Annotated in this window: 17 protein-coding genes and 1 pseudogene; 10 read left to right on the top strand and 8 right to left on the bottom strand. The window is 69.8% G+C overall.

Translation table 11 applies throughout. The annotated features are described in order from the left end of the window. Positions 1-49 precede the first annotated feature (49 nt). From BLS50_RS18070 to BLS50_RS36550, 3 genes and pseudogenes are all read left to right on the top strand, one after another. On the top strand, positions 50-1,483 hold the full coding sequence (locus BLS50_RS18070; protein ID WP_027805289.1) for an aminotransferase-like domain-containing protein: 1,434 nt from the start codon (positions 50-52) through the stop codon (positions 1,481-1,483). A 106-nt stretch (positions 1,484-1,589) separates the two neighbouring features. Next, a complete protein-coding gene (locus BLS50_RS18065) occupies positions 1,590-1,979 on the top strand; it encodes a hypothetical protein (protein ID WP_074803146.1) in 390 nt (129 codons plus the stop codon). Next, positions 1,976-2,134, top strand: a pseudogene (locus BLS50_RS36550) (DUF934 domain-containing protein); the annotation flags it as partial. The gene BLS50_RS18065 and the pseudogene BLS50_RS36550, both read left to right, overlap by 4 nt. A gap of 82 nt (positions 2,135-2,216) precedes the next feature. On the opposite strand, the gene BLS50_RS18055 reads toward BLS50_RS36550, so the two are convergent. The 4 genes from BLS50_RS18055 to BLS50_RS18035 all read right to left on the bottom strand — a co-directional run bounded on the left by BLS50_RS18055 (position 2,217) and on the right by BLS50_RS18035 (position 7,960). Next, the gene (locus BLS50_RS18055) at positions 2,217-3,500 is read right to left on the bottom strand and encodes a virulence factor family protein (RefSeq protein WP_011547612.1); all 1,284 of its coding nucleotides are present in this window, start codon (positions 3,498-3,500) and stop codon (positions 2,217-2,219) included. Beyond that, entirely contained in the window at positions 3,497-6,091 is a 2,595-nt protein-coding gene (gene mprF / locus BLS50_RS18050; protein ID WP_074803142.1) for a bifunctional lysylphosphatidylglycerol flippase/synthetase MprF, read from the bottom strand. Before mprF ends, BLS50_RS18055 begins: the two co-directional genes overlap by 4 nt. Before the next feature lie 426 nt (positions 6,092-6,517). Then, on the bottom strand, positions 6,518-6,958 hold the full coding sequence (locus BLS50_RS18040) for a hypothetical protein (protein ID WP_023477082.1): 441 nt from the start codon (positions 6,956-6,958) through the stop codon (positions 6,518-6,520). 81 nt (positions 6,959-7,039) lie between these two features. Next, the gene (locus BLS50_RS18035; RefSeq protein ID WP_074803138.1) at positions 7,040-7,960 is read right to left on the bottom strand and encodes a LysR family transcriptional regulator; all 921 of its coding nucleotides are present in this window, start codon (positions 7,958-7,960) and stop codon (positions 7,040-7,042) included. 106 nt (positions 7,961-8,066) lie between these two features. Here BLS50_RS18035 and BLS50_RS18030 point away from each other — a divergent pair, with 106 nt between their 5' ends. Beyond that, positions 8,067-8,510: a GlcG/HbpS family heme-binding protein gene (locus BLS50_RS18030; protein WP_074803135.1), complete on the top strand. Its 444-nt coding sequence runs from the start codon at positions 8,067-8,069 to the stop codon at positions 8,508-8,510. A gap of 4 nt (positions 8,511-8,514) precedes the next feature. Further along, positions 8,515-9,291: an SDR family oxidoreductase gene (locus BLS50_RS18025; RefSeq protein ID WP_074803132.1), complete on the top strand. Its 777-nt coding sequence runs from the start codon at positions 8,515-8,517 to the stop codon at positions 9,289-9,291. 49 nt (positions 9,292-9,340) lie between these two features. Here BLS50_RS18025 and BLS50_RS18020 read toward each other — a convergent pair whose 3' ends face one another. The 4 genes from BLS50_RS18020 to BLS50_RS18005 are packed head-to-tail and all read right to left on the bottom strand — an operon-like array spanning position 9,341 to position 17,839. Next, positions 9,341-13,528 carry a bifunctional nitrate reductase/sulfite reductase flavoprotein subunit alpha gene (locus BLS50_RS18020; protein ID WP_074803129.1) on the bottom strand — a complete coding sequence of 1,396 codons (4,188 nt, stop codon included), beginning with the start codon at positions 13,526-13,528 and terminating at the stop codon, positions 9,341-9,343. 16 nt (positions 13,529-13,544) lie between these two features. Next, the gene (gene nirD, locus BLS50_RS18015) at positions 13,545-13,889 is read right to left on the bottom strand and encodes a nitrite reductase small subunit NirD (RefSeq protein ID WP_006478931.1); all 345 of its coding nucleotides are present in this window, start codon (positions 13,887-13,889) and stop codon (positions 13,545-13,547) included. Positions 13,890-13,927: 38 nt separating this feature from the next. Beyond that, complete coding sequence (nirB, locus tag BLS50_RS18010) at positions 13,928-16,492, bottom strand: nitrite reductase large subunit NirB (protein ID WP_074803128.1); 2,565 nt, start codon at positions 16,490-16,492, stop codon at positions 13,928-13,930. A gap of 21 nt (positions 16,493-16,513) precedes the next feature. Then, on the bottom strand, positions 16,514-17,839 hold the full coding sequence (locus BLS50_RS18005; protein ID WP_074803126.1) for an MFS transporter: 1,326 nt from the start codon (positions 17,837-17,839) through the stop codon (positions 16,514-16,516). A gap of 653 nt (positions 17,840-18,492) precedes the next feature. Between BLS50_RS18005 and cobA the strand changes: the two genes are divergently transcribed. The 5 genes from cobA (at position 18,493) to BLS50_RS17975 (ending at position 22,800) form a co-directional block, all read left to right on the top strand. After that, positions 18,493-19,254: a uroporphyrinogen-III C-methyltransferase gene (gene cobA, locus BLS50_RS17995; protein WP_053526610.1), complete on the top strand. Its 762-nt coding sequence runs from the start codon at positions 18,493-18,495 to the stop codon at positions 19,252-19,254. A 120-nt stretch (positions 19,255-19,374) separates the two neighbouring features. After that, positions 19,375-19,971: an ANTAR domain-containing response regulator gene (locus tag BLS50_RS17990; protein WP_027812380.1), complete on the top strand. Its 597-nt coding sequence runs from the start codon at positions 19,375-19,377 to the stop codon at positions 19,969-19,971. 5 nt (positions 19,972-19,976) lie between these two features. Next, entirely contained in the window at positions 19,977-21,029 is a 1,053-nt protein-coding gene (locus tag BLS50_RS17985) for a CmpA/NrtA family ABC transporter substrate-binding protein (RefSeq protein WP_074803123.1), read from the top strand. A gap of 140 nt (positions 21,030-21,169) precedes the next feature. Then, a complete protein-coding gene (locus BLS50_RS17980) occupies positions 21,170-21,769 on the top strand; it encodes a uracil-DNA glycosylase family protein (protein WP_069231200.1) in 600 nt (199 codons plus the stop codon). A gap of 89 nt (positions 21,770-21,858) precedes the next feature. Then, on the top strand, positions 21,859-22,800 hold the full coding sequence (locus tag BLS50_RS17975; RefSeq protein WP_011547600.1) for a helix-turn-helix transcriptional regulator: 942 nt from the start codon (positions 21,859-21,861) through the stop codon (positions 22,798-22,800). Positions 22,801-22,821: the final 21 nt, after the last annotated feature.

Genomic DNA, 22,821 nt, shown 5'->3' with positions numbered 1-22,821 from the left:
CGGTGCCGCCCCGGCCCGCGCGCGGCGGCGACGCGCCCCGCCCACGCCGATGAAACGCTACGAAACCCTCGCCCATACGATCGCCGACGACATCCGCAACGGCAACCTCGCCGTCGGTACACGTCTGCCGTCGCTGCGGCAGATCATCGCGCAACATGGCGTGAGCCAGTCGACGGTGTTTCGCGCGTACTACCTGCTCGAACAGTGGGGGTTGATCCGCGCGCGCGAACGCTCGGGCTACTACGTCGCGCCGGGCGCGCAGCCGGCCACGAGCCCGGCGACGAAACGCCGTACGAGCCGCGCGGGTGCAACGCGCAAGGTCGACATCAGCAACCTCGTGTTCTCCGTGCTCGATGCGGCCACGCAGCCCGGCATCGTGCCGCTCGGTTCCGCGTTCCCGGCGCCGCAGCTGTTTCCGCTGCCGCGCCTGGCGAAGTCGCTCGCGCAGGCCACGCGACTCGTGAGCCCGTGGAGCACGGTGGTCGACCTGCCACCCGGCAACGAAGCGCTGCGCCAGCAGATCGCGCGGCGCTATCTCGCCACCGGCATCTCGCAGCCGATCGACGAAATCGTCGTCACGAACGGCGCACTCGAAGCGCTGAACCTGTGCCTGATGGCGGTGACGCGGCCCGGCGACGTCGTCGCCGTCGAAGCACCGGGCTTCTATGCGGCGCTGCAGGCGATCGAGCGGCTCGACCTGCGCGCGGTCGAGATTCCCGTCGATCCGCGCACCGGCCTCGATCTCGATGCGCTCGCGAACGCGCTCGACCGGCACGACATCCGCGCGTGCTGGTTCATGACCAATTTCCAGAATCCGACCGGCGTCACGCTGACCGCCGAAAAGAAGCGCGCGCTCGTCGAATTGCTCGCGGCACGCAACGTGCCGCTGATCGAGGACGACGTGTACGGCGAACTGCATTTCGGCCCGGACTATCCGCTGCCCGCGCGCGCGTTCGACCGTCACGGCCTCGTGATGCACTGCAGTTCGTTCTCGAAGACGCTCGCGCCCGGCTACCGGATCGGCTGGGCCGCCGCCGGCCGGTTCGCGGAGAAGGTGCAGCGGCTCAAGCTGATGACGACGCTGTCGGCCAGCATTCCCGCGCAGGCCGGCATCGCGAACTATCTCGAGCACGGCGGCTACGACCGGCACCTGCGCAAGCTGCGCGGCGCGTTGCACGCGCAGCTCGACCGGATGGACGACGCGCTGCGGCGCTGGCTGCCGGCCGGTGTCGAATGGGTACGGCCCGACGGCGGGTATTTCCTGTGGCTCGCGTTTCCCGATGCGATCGACGCGATGGAACTGCATCGCCAGGCGATCGAACGCGGCATCAGCTTCGCGCCGGGGCCGCTGTTTTCGGCCGCGCACGGCTTCGAGCGCTGCGTGCGCGTGAACTTCGGCCATCCGTGGAGCCGCGACATCGAGCGCGCGATCCGCGTGCTCGGCGAACTGGTCGCGCAGCCGTCGGTCCGCAAGGCAGGCTGATCGCGTACTGGGCGAGCGCACCGCGCCATGCTGCGTGCGTCACGATCATGCAGCCGCTCAGCATGCGGGTTACATTGCAGGTCCTGCCGCCCTCTCCCGACTGCCCATGAGCCCATTGCCCTACCTCGATCACGACGCGCTGCTGACACTGACGGCCGAAGCGGCGCAAGTCACTCAGCCGTGCACGTGCACGAAGACCTCGCTCGCCGGCTGGACGACCCTGCCGCTGTCGCTGCCGGACACGCAACTGATCGAAGTGGCCACGCTCGCGCCGCCGGGCGAACCCGAGCCGACCTACGCGGAATATCATCCGGCCGGCACGCGCTATGCATCGGACGACGCGCCGATCGCGCCGCGCCATTTCCCGTACAACCGCTGCACCGTCAGCCGCTGCCGCACGTGCGGCCGCCTGTTCCTGCGCTACCAGGAAGGCGGCGGCTACTTCATCGACCAGCGCATCCGCGCGCTCGATCCGGCGCTCGTCATCGACGCGTGATCGCGCAACGCACGGGGTTTTCGAGCGCGGTGCTCGGCGACGACACCGATCTCGCGGCCGCGCGGCGGCAGCTCGTTCGGTTTCCGGGCTTCCATCAGCGCGACGCGGGAACGACCCTGCCGCCGCAAGACGCCGCAGCGCAGCCCGGAAAATGAAACGGGCGGCTCGCTGGCCGCCCGTACGATGAACCGGAAGCAAACCGGCCGGCGCCCGCCATCATGCGGGCGCCCCCGGCATTCAGCGCGCCGCCACCGGCTTGCCGAACCCGCCGAGGATCTTCTTCTCGAGCGCGATGTAATCGCGGCCGAAGTGGTGATCGCCCTGCGTCTTGATCACGTCGGCGCCCGTGTTCGCGAGCGCCGGGCACATCGTGTCCGTCTCTTCCGCGCCATAGAAGCACTGCACGAGCGTCGGCGGCACCTTCGCGATTTCCGGCGCGACCTTCAGCGCCTTGTCGCTCGCGGGCATCCCAAGCCAGCCCGTCACGCGGATCTGGAAATCGGCCGACGGCGCGAAGCCGAGCAGCGACATCACCGCGACCTTGTCGCGCAGGTCGGCCGGCAGCCGGTTGTACGCGAACGGCATCACGTCGGCGCCGAACGAGTAGCCGACCAGCGCCACGCGGCTCGCATGCCAGCGCGCCATGTAGGTGCGCATCACGCGGGCCAGGTCGCGGCTCACCTGGGCGGGCGGCTTCTCGCTCCAGAAATAACGCAGGCTGTCGATGCCGACCACCGACACGCCGTCGCGCTGCAGCGCCTCGGCGATCGTCTTGTCGAGATCGCGCCAGCCGCCGTCGCCCGAGATCACGATCGCGAGCCGGTCGCTGCCGCCCTTGGCCGGCAGCTCGACGAGCGGCAGGTCGGACACGTCGAGCTCGTCGCTGCTGCCGCTGGTGTCGCGCAGGTGCGACGTGACGAGCGACACGAGCTTCGCGGTGTCGCCCGCGGCCGCCGTCTCGACGAAGCCCGGCATCGCGCGGCGCACGATCGTCGGATCGGGCGGGCACGGCTTGAAGCGCGGATCGAGCTTCGCGGCCGGACCGACCGCGACGACGCCGGCGATCGTGTTCTCCGGCGCCATCGCGAGAATCTGCTTCGCGATCGCGCCGCCCTGGCCCACGCCCGCGACGATCGGCGTGAAATAGCGCGACGACTGCGCGAGACGTTCGAGCTGATGGCTGACCGCCTCGGCGTCGCCGTCGAGGTGATGGCAGGTCTCCTGCTTCGCGGCGAGATTCGCCGCGTAACGCCCGGAATCGACGCCGACCGTCATCGCACCGGCTTTCGCGAGCGCGTCGGCCGCCTGCTGATCGGCGACATGCCAGCCGGCCTCACGCGAGAACAGCACGACGAAACCGCGCAGCGGCCCGCTCGGCTTGGTCACGGTCACGGGCCCGTAGCGGCCGCCGGACACGGTTTCGGCTTTCACGTCGGCCGGCTGCGCGGCGCACGCGGCGCCGGCCAGCATCATTCCCGCGCAGGCGGCTGCCGCCCGCGCGCTTACCTTCTTCAACATCATGAACGCCGACCTCCAGCCAGCAATGACAGATCCGCCAGCGTGACGAACACGCCGACCGAGCCCGAGGCCGCGAGATAACGCGGCTCCCAGTGCGGTTCGAACTTGCTCTTGAAAGCGCGCAAGCCGCGGAAGTTGTAGAAGCGGCCGCCGAAGCGCCAGACCATCAGGCCGAGCCGGTGGAACGGCGACGGCATCTTCGCCGCCCCCATTCCCGAGAACGGCGCGATGCCCAGGCTCAGCTTGCGGAACCCCGCTTCCTTCAGATGCAGCGCGAGCTGCGTAAACAGATACTCCATCGCATACGGCGATGCGTCCGGCAGATGGCGCATCACGCCGACCGTCGCCTCGGTGTTGAGGTCGGTCGTCATGAACGTGACGAACGCGATCGGCTTGTCGGCCTGCCGCACCAACATCACCGACTGCGTCGACAGATAGCCGTCGTGGAACGCGGCCACCGAGAAACTTTTCTCGCGCGCATCGCGGCTGTCGAGCCAGCCGTCGGAGATGTCGCGCAGCGCCGGCAGCGCGGCGGGCACGTCGCCCGGCGCGATCACCTCGACCGTCAGCGCATCCTTGTCGCCGCGACGCAGCGCGTAGCGCAGGTGCGAACGGTTCGAACCCTTCAGGTCGAACTGGTCGAGCGCGATATGCGCTTCCTCGCCGAGCTTCATCAGCGTGAGCCCCGCGTCGAGATACAGCGGCAACGCGTTCGCGCGCACCTGGTAGAACGCCGCGCGGCCGCTGTGCGCGTGCGCAAGCGCGATGAACTTGCTGATCAGCGCCGGCCACTCTTCACGCGGCCCGACCGGGTCGTGCAGCGCGGCCCACGTGCGGCCGTTCTTCGCGTACATCAGGAACGCACGGCGCGATTCGGAAAACAGGAACGACTTGTCGCCCATCAGCGCGAGGCCCGCGTCGCTGCATTCCTGCGCGCGGATGATCTGCTCCGCGTCGATGAGGTCCTGCTGCGCGGGCTTCACGAAACGACCGGGCGCCGGGCGCAGCAATTGCCACAGCGCGAACAGCGCGACGAATACGCCGGCGGCGAGCGTCGCGCGCAGCGCTCGCGGCGCGCGCGCATCGAACGAGAAATGCGACCACAGATCGCGCGTGTAAGGCACGTCGCGGAACGCGAAGAACAGCACCCACACGGCCAGCATCAGCACCATCGCCACCGACACGAACCAGCTCACGGTAAAGCGCTCGGCAAGCAGCGACGAATGACGGTTGAACCGGCGGCGGCTGACGAGCAGCAGCACGAGCAGCGTGCCGAGCACGCCTGCCTCGACGAATGCGAGGCCCTTGGCCAGCGACAGCGCGAGGCTCGCGAGCGTCAAGGCGAACGTCATCCACCACGCGCCGTCGAGCCGGCGCAGCAGCCCGCGCGCGACGAACAGCAGCGCGACGCCGAGCACGCTGCAGATCACCTGCGAGCCTTCGAGCACCCACAGCGGCACGATGTGGCGCAGGATCGCGATCCGGTGCCAGAACGCGGGCGTCGCACTCGAGATCACCAGCATCCCGCCGACCGCGAAGGTCACGAGGCTCAGGAACACCGGCGCCAGTTGCGACACGCGCACGGCCTGCCGCGTCACGAGCCGGCGCCGCAGCGCGCGGCCCTCGAAGCCGGCCAGCAGGCCGGCCGACAGCACGAGCGGCACGCCGAAATAGATCGCGCGATACGCGATCAGCGCGGCGACCATCGCATGCGCGGGCACTTCGCGGCCCAGCGTGAAGACCATCGCCGCTTCGAACACGCCGATCCCGCCCGGCGTATGGCCGATCATCCCGAGCAGCAACGCGGCTGCGTAAACGGTGATGAAGGTCGGGAAGCCGACGGGCGCCGCCGGCAGCAACACCCACAGCGTGAGGCCCGCGGCAACGACGTCGAGCACCGCATAGACGACCTGTGCAACGAGATCGCGCCGCGCCGGCACGTCGAACGACAGCCATTTGAAGCGCGTGACGACCGGGCGCGCGGTGTTGCCGCACAGCGCGACCAGCGCGGCGAGCGCGACGAGCAGTGCCGCGCCCGTCCACGTGAGCACGCCGGGCACGACGTGCAGCATCGCGGCGAGCGCCTCCGGCACGCAGACCATGCCGACCGCCGTCATCAGCACCATCGCCAGCGCCAGCGTGCCGCTCGTGAATACGGTCATCCGGCCGATCTGGGCGGGCGTGACGCCCGACACGCCGTACACGCGAGCACGCACCGCGCCGCCCGTCAGCGCGCCGAAGCCGGTCGCGTTGCCGAGCGCGGAACCGGCAATCGCACCGATCCACAGCGCGACGCGCGGCACCCTGGCCGCGACATAACGCAGGCCGACCGCATCGCGGGCGACGAGCGCGAGATAGCTGAGGGCCGTCGCGGCCAGCGACGCGCCCCACTCGCCGACGGACATGTGACGCAACTGGCGAATCACCGACCGGTAGTCGACGGATTCCGACAGATGCTGGAAAACCACGATCAGCAGCAGGCCGATGCCGAGCGCGAGCAGCGGCGACAGCACGCGCTCGTTGCGGATCAGCGCCCGGGCACGGGCGATCACCGCCTCGGCACGGCCGGGCGAACCAGGGTGGCGGGAAGACATAACGTGTTCAGTGGTGGTGCATAGCGTGTCGCGGCGCGGGCTGGCCGGGCGGCGACGTATCTGGTTGTTCTGCATGGGCGGCCGGCCGAAGACGGGCTCGAGGCGCCTGGATCAGAACTTACGAGTATACGGAACTTATATTACAGAATCTTTCACGTCGCCTTTGTGCGGATTTGTGGTTTCTCGCACATCGAAACGCATAAAGAAACCGGGCGTCCTACGAACGCAAGGTGCGCATCATACCGGGAACCGGGGCGGTTTTTTCATCGGATGAATGACTTGTGATGCATTTGGGCGGAATCTGCCGCGCCGGGCCCGGCGGGTGAGGACGAAAACGCGACGGCGCGGCGCATTTCGGAATGGCGGCGGGTTGATTCGGCGCGTTCATTCCGGCGCGCCACCGGTACGGAAATACGCCACTGCGCGTCACTTCGCCCGCTCATGCTCCCCCAAACCGATCGCCTTGTAGTCGTAAGTCGGATAGAACTCGGTCCGGTACGCGCCCCACGCCGTATCCTCGAGCACGCGATTGACTTCGCGCAGCCGCGACGCCGGCAGTCGCAACACGACGATCTGCCCGATCCCCATCGTCACGGTCCAGCTCACGACCTCGACGCCCGGCGGCGGAAACGCCTTGTAGAAACCCTGCTTCGCGAGTTGCGCGTTCAGCTCGGCGAGCGGGCGGGATTGGTCGTGTTTCAGGAAAACCGTCAGCAGTATCGCGTTGTCGGGGGTCGCCGCCGCCGAGCCGGCCGGCACGGTCGACGTCGACGTCTGGCCGACGGCGGGCACGCTACCGATCGCGACAGCAGCCAGCGCCGTGGCAATCAAAAGGGTTCGAATCGGGAAATACGGGAATGCCGTCATCACGCGACTCCATGGCTTCGTGGCTGGAGCCGCCATCATGCACCGCCCAATCCATTGCTGCAGTGACCGGGGCCGATGCGATTACGCGACGTCCGCGCCCGCGCCTTCCCGCTCGCGCAGCACGTCGATGAACGCGCGCAGCTTGGCCGGCACGTGCTTGCGGTTCACGTAATACAGCCACATCGGCGGCAAGGTCCGGCACGCGCCGGGCAGCACCTCGACGAGCGTGCCGTCGCGCAGGTCCTGCTCGATCCGCTCGCGCACGAACGCGAACGCGATGCCGACACCGACGCGCGCCGCGTCGATCACCGCATCGTCGTCGTTCGTCACGAACACGCCGTCCGGATCGAGATCGACGTCGCGGCGCCCGTCCTGCAGCAGCCACTTGTGCAGGCGTCCGCTCTCCGAAAACCGGAAACGGATGCACGCATGCCGCCCGAGCGCGGCGATCGACTCGGGCGTGCCGTGCCGCGCAAGATAGGCCGGCGACGCGACCAGCGCACACGTCAGCGCCGGCGCGATCCGCACGCCGATCATGCCCGGCTGCAGCCGGTCGGCCAGGCGAATCCCCGCGTCGAAGCCATCCTTCGCGATGTCGACGAGTTCGTTGTCGTAGCGGATTTCGAGCCGGACTTTCGGATAGCGCTCGCGGAACGTGGCGAGCACCGGCGCGATCACGAGCAAGCGCGCGAGCGGCAGCGCGGTCACGCGCAGCAGCCCGTTCGGCTCGCTGCGCGCATCCTTCAGTTCGTCGCGTGCCTGCATGACCTGCCGGTAAGCGGGTTCGGTCTGCCGCCAGTAGCGCTGGCCGGCCTCGGTGAGGCTCACGCCGCGCGTGCTGCGATTGAACAGCTTCACGTTGAGTTCGCCCTCGAGTTGCCCGATCGCCAGGCTGACGGCCGCCGGCGTCAGGCCCAGCGCGGCCGCGGCCCGCGTGAAGTTGCCGGCCGTCGCGACGGTCATGAACACGTGCAGCCCGGCCATCGGATCGCGTCTGCTCATCGTCTGTCCATCATTAAAAAAACTTGAAACTGCTTCGAGAGAAATGCGGATTCTCCCATATACCGCAACTGCCTACACTGGCGCTGTCGTCCCCTCGGAGCCTCGCATGAACCCGCTCACCGCCGCACTCCCGCTGCCGCTCGCCGTCGCCCGCCGCACGGTCGACGCGGCGCTCGCGCAGGCCGTATCGCTGCAGGTGGCCGGCGTCGCGATCGCCGTCGTCGATGCCGGCGCGAACCTGCTCGCGTTCGTGCGCACCGACGACTGTTTTCTCGGCGCGATCGATCTCGCGCAGCGCAAGGCGCTGACGGCAGTCCGCTTTCGCGCGTCGACCGGTGCGCTCGGCGCGATGTCGGGCGACGGTCCGCTGCGCGGCATCGAACACAGTCACGGCGGCCTCGTCACGTTCGGCGGCGGCGAGCCGCTCGTCGACGGCGACGGGCGCTGCGTCGGCGCGATCGGCGTCTCGGGCGGCAGCGTCGACGAAGACACCGCGATCGCGCGGCACTGCCGCGACCTTTTTCAGGCAACCCTTCACTCCACAAGGTAAGCACATGACACGGAAACGCATCCTCATCACCGGCGCGGGCACCGGCTTCGGCCGCGAAGTCGCGCTGCGGCTCGCCGAACGCGGCCACGACGTGACGGCCGGCGTACGCACGGCCGTCGAGATCGACGCACTGACGGACGCCGCCGCGCAGCGCGGCACCGCGTTGCGCGCGGTGAAGCTCGACGTCACGTCGGCCTACGATCGCGCGCGCGCCGCCGAATTCGACGTCGACGTGCTCGTGAACAACGCGGGCGTCGGCGAAGCCGGCGCGCTCGTGGACCTGCCGGTCGAGATCGTCCGCGAGCTGTTCGACGTGAACGTGTTCGGGCCGCTCGAACTCACGCAGCAGATCGCACGCGGGATGCTCGCGCGCAAGCACGGCAAGATCGTGTTCGTGTCGTCGATCGCGGGGTTGATCACGGGGCCGTTCACCGGCGCGTACTGCGCGTCGAAGCACGCAATCGAATCGGTGGCCGAGGCGATGCATGCGGAACTGGCGCCGCACGGCATCCGCGTCGCGGTCGTGAACCCGGGCCCGTACCGCACCGGCTTCAACGACCGGATGATGGAAACGACGCGGCGCTGGCACGATCCGGCCGTGCATACCGTGACGCCCGAGCGACTGGCGTTCCCGCTCGAACAGCACGACCCGAAGGAAATGATCGCGAAGATGGTCGACGTGATCGACAGCGACGGCGGCGCGTTCCGCAACCTGCTGCCGGCTTCATCGGAAGCGTTCGTGCGCGCCGAGCAGGCGCGTGCGTGGGAGCGGCAACAGTAAGCCGCCGGCGAAGCAGCGGGCCAACGCAACGGCCCGCCGCTCACGCGATTCAGTACACGTCCCGCATGTAGCGCCGCGCCTTCGAAAGCCGCGCGACGTAATCGTTCGCGGCTTCGTCCGACATGCCGCCGTGCCGGGCGACGATCGCCTTCAGCGCCGCATCGACGTCCTTGGCCATCCGCGCGGCGTCGCCGCACACGTAGAAGTGCGCGCCCTCTTCCAGCCACGCGAACAGCTCGGCGCCCTGCTCGCGCATCCGGTCCTGCACGTAGACCTTGTCGGCCTGGTCGCGCGAGAACGCGAGGTCGAGCCGCGTCAGGAAACCGCTGTCACGCATCTCGCTCAACTCGTCGCCGTAGTAGAAGTCGGTCTGCGCGTGCTGCTCGCCGAAGAACAGCCAGTTGCGCCCCCTTGCGCCACGCGCCCGCCGCTCGTGCAGGAAGCCGCGGAACGGCGCGACGCCGGTGCCCGGACCGACCATCACGATCGGCACGTCGCCGTTCACCGGCGGCCGGAAATGCGCGGACTTCTGCACGAACACGGGCACACGGCCGTCGTCCGCGCGATCGGCGAGGAACGTCGACGCGACGCCTTTGCGCGCGCGCCGGCCGTTGTGATAGCGCACGGCCGACACGGTCAGGTGAATCTCGCCCTCGTGCGCGCTCGGGCTCGACGCGATCGAATAGAGGCGCGGCTGCATGCGCTTGAGCATGCCGACCAGCTCCGCGCCCGACAGCTCGACCGGGTATTCGTGCAGCACGTCCGCCAGTTGCTGCCCCCACAGCCATTGCTTGAGGTCACCCTTGCGATCCTCGCCGAGCAGCGACTTCAGCGCGCCGTTCGCGCTGCGCGACGCGATGAAGGCCAGCGTGTCGGGATGTGGTCGCGTGATGTCGAAATGGCGCGCGAGTGCATCGCCGAGCCGGATCTCGCCGACACCCGCGACCGACACGGGCGCATCGGCCTTCAGCGCGGTGACGGACAGCAGTTCGTCGACCAGTTCCGGGCAGTTGGTCGGCCATACGCCGAGCGCGTCGCCGGTTTCGTATTCGAGGTTCGCGCCCTGGGTCGACAGCGATACGTAGCGTGTGTCTTTTGCCGCGCCCGGCCGGTTCAGCCGCAGGTTCGCGACGAGCTTCGACGGCGCCGGATGCGCTTTCGTCGGCAACAGCCCCGACGGGCTCAATCCGCCGGACGGCACCGCGTGCAGCGCGGCATCGGCCTCCTTGATCCGCGCGACGACGCGTTCGAGCCACTGATCGGCATCGTGCTGGAATTCGACGTCGCAATCGACGCGTGCGCACAGGCGCGCCGCGCCGAGTTCCGCGAGCCGTGCGTCGAGCCGGCGGCCGTGGCCGCAGAACTGGTCGTAGTTGCGGTCGCCGAACGCGAGCACCGCGAAATGCACGCCGTCGAGGCGCGCGGCGCTGCTGGCCTGCAACGCATCCCAGAATTCGCTGCCGTTGTCCGGCGCATCGCCGTCGCCGAACGTGCTCGTCATCAGCAGCACGTATTGCGCGCCGGCCAGCGACGCGACCGGATAGTCGGACATGCACGCGGTGCGGATCTCGAAGCCCGCGTTCATCAGCTTCGTCGCGTAATCCTCGGTCAACGATTCGATGTTGCCGGTCTGCGACGCCCACAACAACGTGACCTTCGGGCGCGGGCGCACGATGCGCACGCTGCCGGCCGCGGCGGCGTCGGCCGGCAGCGCGGGCGCGGCGGCGGTCTGCGCACCGGCAGGCAAAGAACGGCTGAACAGGCCCGCGAGCATGCCGTCGAGCCAGAACCGCACGGGCGGCGTCAACGGCGCGCCGGCCGGCAGCACGGGCACACTACCGTCGCGACGGCCGGCGCTCGCCTTCAGGCCGCTGACGAGGCCGGCCACGTACAGCCGCTCGGTGTCGGTCAGCGGCGGCGGCGCGAGATCGGCGACGCCGAGCGCGGCCGCGAAAGTGTCGATGTCTGCCATGTCGGATTCCTGTGAAGCCGTGATCGGCGAGATCGCGGGCGCGGGCGGTGCATCGTCCGCGCGTGCGTCGGCGCGCGCCGTGTCGTCGTCGGTCGACGCGAACGCGTCCGTGTCGACCCGCGTCAGCGCGACCGCGCAGTATTTCAGTTCGGGTTGCTGCGATTCCGGGTCGATCGCGTCGTTCGTCACCGCGTTGATGCACAGATCGTCGCCGTATACGTCGTTCCAGTGCATCGGCGCGAAGCAGTTGCCGCGCCGCACGCGCTCGGTCACGACGGCCGGCAGCACCGCGCGGCCGCGCGCCGAACGGATCTCGACGCTGTCCTTCGCGGCGATGCCCAGCGCGCTCGCATCGTCCGGGTGCAGTTCGACGAACGGGCGCGGGTTGAGCTTGTTCAGCATCGCGACCTTGCCGGTCTTCGTCATCGTGTGCCACTGATGCTGCAACCGCCCGGTGTTCAGCACGATCGGGAACGTGTCGTCGGGCAGCTCGGCCGGATCGACGTGCGGCCGCGCGAAAAAGCGCGCCTTGCCCGACGGCGTCGGGAACGCGATGCGCGGCGCGGCACCGCCGTCGGCTGCCGTGCGCAGCGGCTGGCTCACGCCGTCGTTCAGGTAGCGGATCGGGTGCCGCTCGCGCGCGGCGCCCGGCGCGACGGGCCACTGCACGGGCCCGTCGCGCAGCGCCGCGTGGCTCGCGCCGCGCAGGTCGTAGCCGGTCGCCGGATTCGAGAAACGGACGATCTCGTCGAACACGTCGGCCGCCGACGCATAGTCGAACGCGTCGCCGAACCCCATCGCACGCGCGACTTCCGCGACGATGCGCCAGTCGGGCAGCGCGTCGCCGGGCGGCGCGACCGCCGCGCGCATCAGCGTCATGTTGCGCTCGGAGTTGATCATCACGCCGTCGCCCTCGGCCCATAGCGCGCCGGGCAGCAGGATGTCGGCGTAGCGGTTGGTCTCGGTGTCGAGGAACGCGTCCTGCGCGATCACGAGTTCCGCCGCCTGCAGCCCGGCGATCACGTTGCGCCGGTTCGGCACGGTCGCGACCGGGTTCGTGCAGACGATCCAGCATGCCTTGATGTCGCCGGCCGCCATCCGCTCGAACAGGTCGACCGTGCCGTTGCCGGTGTCCTGGCGCAGCGTGCCGGCCGGCACGCGCCACAGGTTCTCGACGAAGCGGCGGTCGTCATCGGACGCCACCGAGCGCTGACCCGGCAGCCCCGGCCCCATGTAGCCCATCTCGCGCCCGCCCATCGCGTTCGGCTGGCCGGTCAGCGAGAACGGCCCGCTGCCCGGGCGGCAGATCTTGCCGGTCGCGAGATGCAGGTTGCAGATCGCGTTGGTATTCCATACGCCGTGCGTGCTCTGGTTGAGCCCCATCGTCCAGCAGCTCATCCATTCCTGCGCGTCGCCGATCCATTGCGCGGCGGTGCGGATGTCGGCTTCCGCGAGCCCCGTGATGTCGGCGACGCGCTCCGGCGTGTAGTCGGCGAGAAACGCGGGCATCGCGTCCCAGCCTTCGGTGTACCCATCGATGAACGCGGCATCGGTGCGCCCGTTCGCGTGCAGCAGATGCAGCAGCCCGTTGGTCAGCGCGAGATCGGTGCCCGGCCGGATCTGCAGGAACAGGTCGGCCTTGTCGGCGGTGCCGGTGCGGCGTGGATCGACGACGATCAGCTTCGCGCCGGCCTTCACGCGATCCATCATCCGCAGGAACAGGATCGGGTGACAGTCGGCCATGTTCGCGCCGATCACGAAGAACAGGTTCGCGCGATCGAAGTCCTGGTACGACCCGGGCGGCCCGTCCGCGCCGAGCGACTGCTTGTAGCCGGTGCTCGCGCTCGCCATGCACAGCCGCGAGTTCGACTCGATGTTGTTGGTGCCGACGAAACCCTTCGCGAGCTTATTGACGAGGTACTGCGCCTCGATCGACATCTGCCCCGACACGTAGAACGACAACGCATCGGGCCCGTGCGTATCGAGCACCGCGCGCAGTCGCCGCGCGGTCTCGGCGATCGCGTCGCGCGCCGGCAGCGGCACGAGGTCGTCCTCGCGCGCGCGGCGCACGAACGCGCGGTCGAGCCGCCCCGAGCGGCGCAGCGCAACGTGCGCCGACGCCCCCTTCGTGCACAGCCGCCCGAAGTTGGCCGGATGGTCGGCGTCGCCGGATACCTTGACGACTTCGCCGTCCTCGACGTGCAGCACCATCCCGCAGCCGACGCCGCAGTACGGGCACACGCTCTTGACGGGGGTGGCGGTCATGCGTGCTCCCGGGCGCTCAGGCCGCGATCCACACGAAGCCGTCCTCGACCCGCGACGGATACGCGTTCACCGATTGCTCGGGCGCTTCCAGGCATTCGCCGGTCCGCAGGTCGAAGTGCTGCTTGTACAGCGGCGACGCAACGACGACGCGCTCGCCGAGGCTGCCGATCAGCCCGCGCGACATCACCGCGGCCTGCGACACGGGATCGACGTTGTCGATCGCGAACACGCCGCCGTCGGCATGCGCGACGTGAAACACGGCGACCTGCTCGCCGTTGACGAGCGCGCACACGCCGGTGTTCGGCACGATGTCGTCGAGCGGGCACACGCGGGTCCAGGACAGCGGAAGACGATCGTTCACGATGGGCTCCTTTGAAAGACGGGGGTGTCGGTCGGGGGTCAAACGGTCGCGGGTTCGGCGACGACCGGAATCGCCACGGGCTTGCCGCCCGCGCGCTCGGCGGGCGTCGCCGGCCGGATCTGGCCGCGCGTCTCGACGAATTCGATGGTCGTGTCCGGCGCGTCGCTGTTCACGAAGTGGCGGAAGCGCTTGCGCGTTTCCGGATCGGTGACGGCGCGCTTCCATTCGCACTCGTAGGTGTCGACCACGTGCTGCATGTCGGCTTCGAGCTCGGCCGCGATCGCGAGCTTGTCGTGCACGACGACGTCGATCAGGTAGTCGAGGCCGCCTTCGAGGTTGTCGCGCCACACGCTGGTGCGTTGCAGCCGGTCGGCCGTGCGCACGTAGAACATCAGGAAGCGGTCGATATAGCGGATCAGCGTGTCGCGATCGAGATCGGACGCGAGCAGTTCCGCGTGGCGCGGCTTCATCCCGCCGTTGCCGCACACGTACAGGTTCCAGCCCTTCTCGGTCGCGATGATGCCGACGTCCTTGCCTTGCGCTTCCGCGCACTCGCGCGCGCAGCCGGACACGCCGAACTTGATCTTGTGCGGCGCGCGCAGCCCCTTGTAGCGGTTCTCCAGGTCGATCGCGAGACCGACCGAATCGTCGACGCCGTAGCGGCACCACGTCGACCCGACGCACGACTTCACGGTGCGCAGCGCCTTGCCGTACGCGTGCCCCGATTCGAAGCCGGCCGCGATCAGTTCCTCCCAGATCGACGGCAGCTGCTCGACGCGCGCACCGAACAGGTCGACGCGCTGGCCGCCCGTGATCTTCGTGTACAGGCCGTATTTTTTCGCGACCTGGCCGACCGCGATCAGCCCTTCCGGCGTGACTTCGCCGCCCGGCATGCGCGGCACGACCGAATACGTGCCGTCGCGCTGGATGTTCGCGAGGTAGTAGTCGTTCGAATCCTGCAGCCCCGCGTGCTCCTTCTTCAGCACGAACTCGTTGAAACACGACGCGAGGATGCCCGCGACGGCCGGCTTGCACACGTCGCAGCCGAGGCCGCGGCCGTGCTTGTGCAGCAGTGCGTCGAACGTCGTGATGCGCTCGACGCGGATCAGGTGAAACAGCTCCTGGCGCGAATACGGGAAGTGCTCGCACAGATGGTTGTTGACCGCGAGGCCCTGCTTCTTCATCTCGGCCTTCATGATCTGCGTGACGAGCGGCACGCAGCCGCCGCACGACGTGCCGGCGCCCGTGCACGTCTTCAGCGCGCCGAGGCTCGTCGCGCCGTCGGCCACGGCCGCGCAGATCTGCGACTTCGACACGTTGTTGCACGAGCAGATTTGCGCGCCTTCCGGCAGCGCGTCGACGCCGATCGCCGGCTTCGCGGCGCCGTCCGACGACGGCAGGATCAGGAATTCCGGCGACTCGGGCAGCTCGATGCGGTTCAGCATCATCTGCAGCAGCGTGCCGTACTCGGCGGCATCGCCGACCATCACCGCGCCGTGCAGGAACTTGCCGCAGTCGGACACCACGAGCTTCTTGTAGACCTGGAGGCGCTCGTCCGCGTACTGGTAGGTGCGGCTGCCGGCCGTCGTGCCGTGCGCGTCGCCGATGCTCGCGACGTCGACGCCCATCAGCTTCAGCTTCGTGCTCATGTCGGCGCCGGCGAACGCGGCGGCGTCGGCGTCGCCCGCGAGCTGCTTCGCGACCACGCGCGCCATGTCGTAGCCGGGCGCGACGAGGCCGTACACCATGCCGTTCCACGCCGCGCATTCGCCGATCGCATAGATGTCGGCGTCGCTCGTGCGGCACGCGTCGTCGATCGCCACGCCGCCGCGCGGGCCGATGTCGAGCCCGCACGCGCGGGCCAGTTCGTCGCGCGCGCGGATGCCGGCCGAGAACACGATCATGTCCGTGTCGAGATGCGAGCCGTCGGCGAACGCCATCCGGTGCGCGCCTTCGTCGCCGTCGACGATTTCGAGCGTGTTCTTGCCGGTATGCACGGTCACGCCGAGCGCCTCGATCTTCGAACGCAGCATCCGGCCGCCACCGTCGTCGACCTGCACGGCCATCAGGCGCGGCGCGAATTCGACCACGTGCGTGTCGAGCCCCATGTCGCGCAGCGCCTTCGCGCATTCGAGGCCGAGCAGCCCGCCGCCGATCACGACGCCGCGCTTCGCATGCGCGCCGCACGCCTGCATCGCCTCGAGATCCTCGATCGTCCGGTACACGAAGCAGCCCGCGCGATCGCGGCCCGGCACCGGCGGCACGAACGGCCGCGAGCCGGTGGCGAGCACCAGCTTGTCGTACGCGAGCGTTTCGCCCGATGCGAGCGTGACCGTATGCGCGGCGCGGTCGATCGACGCGACCTGCGCGTTCAGGCGCAGGTCGAACTGCGGATGACGCTCGAAGAAGCCCGGTTCGACCAGCGACAGGTCGTCCGCCGACTTGCCCGCGAAGAATTCCGACAGGTGCACGCGATCGTAGGCCGGGCGCGGTTCCTCGCCGAGCACGGTGACCTCCAACGCGCCGGCCTCGCCGGCTTGCGCCGCGACGCATTCGAGGAGCTTGTGGCCGACCATGCCGTGGCCGATGACGATGAGTTTCATGATGACGATTCCTTCGGTCGATCAGTTCGCGGCGCCGGCGGCGGCCAGCGCGCGATCGCGCAGTTCGGCTTCGCGCGCCTTGTGTTCTTCGCTGAAGCGCACGGCCATCGCGCACAACGCGGTCGCGGTCACCACGAGGCCGAGCAGGCTCAGCGTCTGCTGCACGTCGCCGACACCCTTCAGCAGGAAAGCCGCGGCCACCGCGCCGACGTTGCCGCCCGCGCCGACGATCCCCGCGACGCCGCCGAGCGCCTTGCGGTCGATGAACGGCACGAGCGCGTAGGTCGCGCCGCACGCCATGTGCGTGAACAGGCCGAAGGCCAGCATCGCGACGAGGGCCATGCCGATGCCTTGCGCGTGCGAGAACCAGATCAGCCCGAGCCCTTCGCCGATGATCAGTGCGCACAGCAGCGTCGCGCGCACGTCGAGGCTGCGGCGGGCGGCGATCTTGTCGGACAGCCAGCCGCCGAGCGCGCGGGCGAACAGGGCGAGCAGCCCGAACATCCCGACCGCGAAACCGGCGTCCTTCAGCGACAGCTTGAAGTGATCGACGTAGTACAGCGCGGCGATGTTATGGATGAACACCTCGACGCCGAAGCACGCGCCGTACGTGACGAACAGCATCCATACGCGGTAGTTGCCGCAGGCCGTGAAGAAGCTCGCCCAGCCGCCCTTCTTGCCGCTGTCGACCGTCACGCCCTGCTTGCGCAGCGCGACGAAATCGCCTTGCGGGCAGTCCTGCGTGAAGCGCCAGTAGGCCCATGCCATCACGAGCATCGCCACGCCCGGCACGACCAGCGCGATGCGCCACGACGAATCCTCGCCGAAGCCGAGCATCAGCCCGGCGGCGACGAGCAGCGGCATCAGCGCCTGCGTCGCGCCCGCGCCGGCATTGCCCCAGCCGGCCGTCGTCGCGTTCGCGGTGCCGACCACGTTCGGCGCGAACATCACCGACGTGTGGTACTGCGTGATCACGAAGCCCGCACCGATCGCGCCGATGCCGAGCCGGCAGATCAGGAACCACAGGTAGTCGTGCGTGAACGACACGGCGAACACGGGGATCGCGCCGAGCAGCAGCAGGCCCGCATACACGCGGCGCGGGCCGAAGCGGTCGCACAGCGGGCCGACCAGCAGCCGCACGGCGATCGTCGCGGCCACCGCGGCGATGTTGATGTTGGCGACTTGCGCCGCCGTGAGATGGAATTCGCGCGCGATCAGCGGCATCAGCGGCGCGCACGCGAACCACGCGAAGAAGCAGATGAAGAACGCCATCCACGTCAGATGGAACGCGCGCATCGGCGCGGTGCGGAGGCTGAAGAGATCGATACGGGTAGCTTTGTCGGTCATGTCATCCGCCAAACGAAAAACGGCGTCCTGCGCACCCGGTCTCGTCGAGACCTGATACGTAGGACGCCGTTGCCCATGAAGCCCGTTGCCGGGCGCGTCGGTATTCGGTACTGCGGACGGATCGCCATTGACCCGTCCGAACGAGCTAACGCAAGCGACGTGCCATGTCGACGTCGATCGCGCCGCGAGCCCCACCGCACAAGGCGCAGCGGGCAGCGGGCACGTCACCGCGGCGCGCGGCGCACTCTCCGTCGCGATGCACCGGGGCACAGATGTGGTGCGCTGCAGCACTGTCGTCGTGCGGCATCGTAGTGCGCGCGCACGGGGCACGATGCACACCGATGCGGCATGGCGACTGCTCCCGCGTGGCGAGCACATGCGCGCTCGCGCCATCGCACGGTGTGCGGCATCGCGCGAAGGCCGCCTCGTCGCGCCGGTTGGCCCGGATATTGCTGAACCTTCGTCACACCGGCAACGGCGCCGGTGGGCAGTCCCCGCAAACCGCTCGCCCTTCACCGCGAGCCCTTCAGGACAACGGCGTCCCTCCGTGCACGGCACGGCCGGATGCCGGTGCGTTTCGACCGCCCGCCGCCGCCGAGCAACAACGCGACATCAGACCGCCGCAGCGATGCGATGCGGCACAGGAACACGACATGACGACAGGCAAAGTCACGCTGCTGGGCGCCGGCCCCGGCGATCCCGATCTCCTCACGCTGAAGGCGGTGAAGGCGCTGGCCGCCGCCGACGTGCTGCTGCTCGACGATCTCGTCGCGCCCGGCATCGTCGAACTCGCGCCGCAGGCGCGCGTGATCCGCGTCGGCAAGCGCGGCGGCTGCCGCTCCACGCCGCAGGCGTTCATCGAGAAACTGATGCGCCGCTACGCGCTGCGCGGCGCGCACGTGGTGCGCGTGAAAGGCGGCGACGCGCTGCTGTTCGGGCGCGCCGGCGAGGAACTCGCGACGCTGCGCGCGGCCGCGATTCCGGTCGAGATCGTCAACGGCATCTCGTCGGGATTCGCCGCCGCCGCGAGCCTCGGCATCTCGCTCACGCACCGCGAGCACTGCCAGGGCGTCACGTTCGTCACCGCGCACCGCCAGGACCATGGCGAACCCGACTGGGCACGGCTCGCGGCAACCGGCACCACGCTCGCGATCTACATGGGGATGAGCCGCGTCGACAGCATCGCGGCGGGCCTGCTCGCCGCGCTGCCCGCGTCGACGCCGGCGGCGGCCGTGCAATGGGCCGGCACGCCCGACGAACGCCGCTGGACCGGCACGCTGGGCACGCTAGCGCGCGGCATCGAAGCCGAGCGGCTGGGCAGCCCGGCCGTGATCCTCGTCGGCGGCGCGATCGGCGCAGCAGCCGCGCAAGGCGCGAGCACGGCAACCGGCGCGGCGCTTGCGCGGGCCGCCTGACATGCGCGGTATCGCACGGCTTCGGCCGCTTCCCGGTTCCTGCACATCCGGCCGCACATGCGGCCTGCCTGCATCGTCCGCCCGTTGCATCGACGCGTCACTGCCCCTGTTGCCCGCCTCATGAGTTCGTCCGCCCTGCCCGCCCGCCTGCGCGTGCTGCTCGTCACCGACACCGACAAGCCGATCGGCGAACTCGGCGACGCGCTCGCGCGCCTCGGCTACGAGATGCTGAACGACGTCGCGACGCCCGCGCGCCTGCCGGCGGCCGTCGAGGAGCAACGCCCCGACGTCGTGATCATCGATACCGATTCACCGTCGCGCGACACGCTGGAGCAGCTCGCCGTCATGCATGCGACCGCCCCGCGCCCCGTGCTGATGTTCAGCCACGACGCCGACCAGGAACTGATCCGCGCGGCGGTCGGCGCGGGTGTCAGTGCGTATCTTGTCGAAGGGTTGTCGGCCGAGCGCCTCGCGCCGATTCTCGAAGTCGCGCTCGCGCGCTTCTCGCACGACGATGCGCTGCGCCGCCGGCTCGCCGACGTCGAGCGCGAACTCGCGGAACGCAAGCTGATCGACCGCGCGAAACGCGTGCTGATGGACCAGCGCAAGCTGTCCGAACACGATGCGTATGCGGCGCTGCGCAAGCGCGCGATGGATCAGGGCCTGCGCATCGTCGACGTCGCGCGACAATTGCTCGACGCGTCACCCCAGTCATGAGTGCCATGCATACCTCTCCTCCCGCCGCGCCGGAACGCGCGCATCTTCGCCTCGGGTTCGTCGCGCTCAGCGACGCGGCCCCGCTGATCGTCGCGCAGCGCCTGAATCTCGGCGCGCGTCATGGCCTCACGCTCGAATTGAGTCGCCAGCCGTCGTGGGCGGCCGTGCGCGACAAGCTGCTCAGCGGCGAGCTCGATGCCGCGCACGCGCTGTACGGGCTCGTCTGCGGGCTGCAGCTCGGCATCGGCGGCCCGCGGGCCGACATGGCCGCGCTGATGGTGCTGAACCGCAACGGCCAGGCGATCACGCTGTCGCGCGGCCTCGCCGACGCGTACCGCGAAACCGCCAGCGTGCGCGCGGCGCTCGCGACGCTCGGCCGCAAGCCGCTGCTCGCGCAGACCTTCCCGACCGGCACGCACGCGATGTGGCTGAACGCGTGGCTCGCGTCGCACGACGTCGATCCGCTGCGCGACGTGCGCAGCGTCGTGATTCCGCCGCCCGAGATGGTCGCCGCGCTCGCGGGCGGCGAACTCGACGGCTTCTGCGCGGGCGAGCCGTGGCACGCGGTGGCCGAAGCGTGCGGCGCCGGCCGCACCGTCGCCGTCACGAGCGAGGTCTGGCCCGATCATCCGGAGAAGGTGCTCGCGACCCGGCGCGATTTCGTCGCGCTGTATCCGGCCACCGCGCGTGCGCTGGTCCGCACGCTCGTCGATGCGTGCGCGTGGCTGGACAGCCCCGCGCACCGTCGCGAGGCGGCCGACTGGCTCGCGTCGCCCGACGCGCTCGGCGTGCCGGCCCGGCTGATCGCGCCGCGCCTGCTCGGCGACTACGGCGCGGGGCCGTTCGCGACGCCGCCGCTGCCGATCCGCTTTCACGACGGCGGCGCGGTGAACCGGCCCGATCCGCGCGAGGGCCTGTGGTTCCTGTCGCAATACAGGCGCTGGGGCATGCTCGACGGCTCGCACGACGACGCGGGCATCGCCGCGGCGATCGCGCAGACCGCGTTGTATGATGCTGCGGTCGCCGAAGGCGGCGCAGCGGGCTCGTCGCGGGCGTAGGGCGTCGAGCGCACTGCGTCGTGCAGCCGGCCCGCGCCGGCGCCACGCCGAGCCGGCGGCCCCGCCGCAAGCCTCCGGCCGCTGGCCGCCTGCGCCGCTCGCACGGCACCACCTTGCCACTCCGCCCCCGCTCCGAATCGATGCCGAAACGAACGCGCGCGCCGCTCGACGTGCTGCTCACCGAAATCCGCGCGTGCCGTGCATGCGAAGCCGATCTGCCGCTCGGCCCGCGCCCGGTCGTGCGCGCCCATCGCGACGCCCGCATCCTGATTGTCGGGCAGGCGCCGGGCGCACGCGTCCATGCCAGCGGCATCCCGTGGGACGACGCGAGCGGCAAGCGGCTGCGCGACTGGCTCGGCGTCGACGCCGACACCTTCTACGACGAGACGCGCTTCGCGATCGTGCCGATGGGCTTCTGCTACCCGGGCCGCGGCGCGAGCGGCGACAACCCGCCGCGCCCCGAATGCGCGCCACTGTGGATGGACCGGCTGCTGGCCGAACTGCCGTCGATCCGGCTCACGCTGCTGATCGGCCAGTACGCGCAGCGGCATTTCCTGCGCGGCGCGCGCAAGGCGACGCTGACCGACACCGTGCAGGCCTGGCGCGACTACGGCCCCGCGATCCTGCCGTTGCCGCATCCGTCGCCGCGCAACCAGGCATGGTTCAAGCACCATCCGTGGTTCGACGCCGAGGTCGTGCCCGAGCTGCGGCGCCGGATCGCGCCGCTCGCGGCAGGCTGACCGGGCGGGCGCGGGTCGCCCCCGTCCCCGTCGCGCCCGGTTCGCTGTACCATCGCGGCTCAACCGCGTCACGAACAACACGATCCTTCATGCCCTCCACCGCCCCGCCGCGCCTGTACGGGATGCCCGAACGCAGCGACCGGCTCGATTTCTACATCCGCGACCAGGCGTCGCGCCAGGCGATCACCGAGCCGCACCGGCACGCGTATTTCCAGATCCAGTTCAACCTCGGCGGCGACACCGAGCAGCGCATCGGCGGCGTCACGCGGCCGTTTCCGCGCGGCGCGCTCGCGTTCGTGCTGCCGCACCGCGAGCACCTGATCCCGCATCCGGAAGGCGCGCACTTCATCGTGATCAACTTCAGCCAGGCGTTCCTGCGCGCCGATCTCGACGTCGATCCGCTCGATCTCGAGGACGTGCCCGCGCACCGTTTCCCCGAGCTGACGCCGTTCCGCTTCCAGGAGCACCTCGATTTCATCCTGACCGGCGATACGTACGACGAAGCGCGCCGCCTCGCGCTGTGCATGCTCGACGTCGATCGCGTGCGCACGTTCGGCTCGACCACGCTGCTGCGCGGCTACCTGCTGCAGCTGATCGGGCTCGTCTGCACCCAGTACGCGGGCGCGCTCGACAAGCTCGCGCAGCGCGGCGCCCAGCGCGCCGGCCGGCGCGACGCGCTGGCCCGCGTGCTGCGCCACGTGCGGGCGAATCTGACCCGCGAGGACCTGACGCTCGCCGCGACCGCCGAAGCTGCGTTTCTGTCGCCGAACTACCTCGCGCACCTGGTGCGCAAGGAAACCGGCAGCACCTTCACCGATCTCGTCACCGAGCGGCGGATCGCGCTCGCGCAGTCGCTGCTGGCCCACACCAGTCGGCGCATCGCGGACATCGCCCGCTCGGTCGGCTTCCGCGACGAAGGGTATTTCGCGCGGCGCTTCCGCGCGCGGGTCGGCGTGTCGCCGAAGGCGTACCGCGACGCGAACGCCGCATTGCCCGCCGCCGACGACACGCAAGCTGCCGCCGACGCGTAGTTTTGTCCCGGTAAAACGCAG

The organism is Burkholderia orbicola (genome assembly GCF_900100915.1).
GTDB classification, from domain to species: Bacteria; Pseudomonadota; Gammaproteobacteria; order Burkholderiales; family Burkholderiaceae; genus Burkholderia; species Burkholderia orbicola.
Note: the sequence above shows the minus strand (reverse complement) of the source record. Positions and strands in the feature narration are given on the sequence as shown.

Excerpts from the sequence above, each read along its gene's own strand:
- BLS50_RS18070 (WP_027805289.1), top strand. The coding sequence starts at position 50 with ATGAAACGCTACGAAACCCTCGCCCATACGATCGCCGACGACATCCGC.
- BLS50_RS18065 (WP_074803146.1), top strand. The coding sequence starts at position 1,590 with ATGAGCCCATTGCCCTACCTCGATCACGACGCGCTGCTGACACTGACG.
- BLS50_RS18055 (WP_011547612.1), bottom strand. The coding sequence starts at position 3,500 with ATGATGTTGAAGAAGGTAAGCGCGCGGGCGGCAGCCGCCTGCGCGGGA.
- mprF (WP_074803142.1), bottom strand. The coding sequence starts at position 6,091 with ATGTCTTCCCGCCACCCTGGTTCGCCCGGCCGTGCCGAGGCGGTGATC.
- BLS50_RS18040 (WP_023477082.1), bottom strand. The coding sequence starts at position 6,958 with ATGACGGCATTCCCGTATTTCCCGATTCGAACCCTTTTGATTGCCACG.
- BLS50_RS18035 (WP_074803138.1), bottom strand. The coding sequence starts at position 7,960 with ATGAGCAGACGCGATCCGATGGCCGGGCTGCACGTGTTCATGACCGTC.
- BLS50_RS18030 (WP_074803135.1), top strand. The coding sequence starts at position 8,067 with ATGAACCCGCTCACCGCCGCACTCCCGCTGCCGCTCGCCGTCGCCCGC.
- BLS50_RS18025 (WP_074803132.1), top strand. The coding sequence starts at position 8,515 with ATGACACGGAAACGCATCCTCATCACCGGCGCGGGCACCGGCTTCGGC.
- BLS50_RS18020 (WP_074803129.1), bottom strand. The coding sequence starts at position 13,528 with ATGACCGCCACCCCCGTCAAGAGCGTGTGCCCGTACTGCGGCGTCGGC.
- nirB (WP_074803128.1), bottom strand. The coding sequence starts at position 16,492 with ATGAAACTCATCGTCATCGGCCACGGCATGGTCGGCCACAAGCTCCTC.
- BLS50_RS18005 (WP_074803126.1), bottom strand. The coding sequence starts at position 17,839 with ATGACCGACAAAGCTACCCGTATCGATCTCTTCAGCCTCCGCACCGCG.
- cobA (WP_053526610.1), top strand. The coding sequence starts at position 18,493 with ATGACGACAGGCAAAGTCACGCTGCTGGGCGCCGGCCCCGGCGATCCC.
- BLS50_RS17990 (WP_027812380.1), top strand. The coding sequence starts at position 19,375 with ATGAGTTCGTCCGCCCTGCCCGCCCGCCTGCGCGTGCTGCTCGTCACC.
- BLS50_RS17985 (WP_074803123.1), top strand. The coding sequence starts at position 19,977 with ATGCATACCTCTCCTCCCGCCGCGCCGGAACGCGCGCATCTTCGCCTC.
- BLS50_RS17980 (WP_069231200.1), top strand. The coding sequence starts at position 21,170 with ATGCCGAAACGAACGCGCGCGCCGCTCGACGTGCTGCTCACCGAAATC.
- BLS50_RS17975 (WP_011547600.1), top strand. The coding sequence starts at position 21,859 with ATGCCCTCCACCGCCCCGCCGCGCCTGTACGGGATGCCCGAACGCAGC.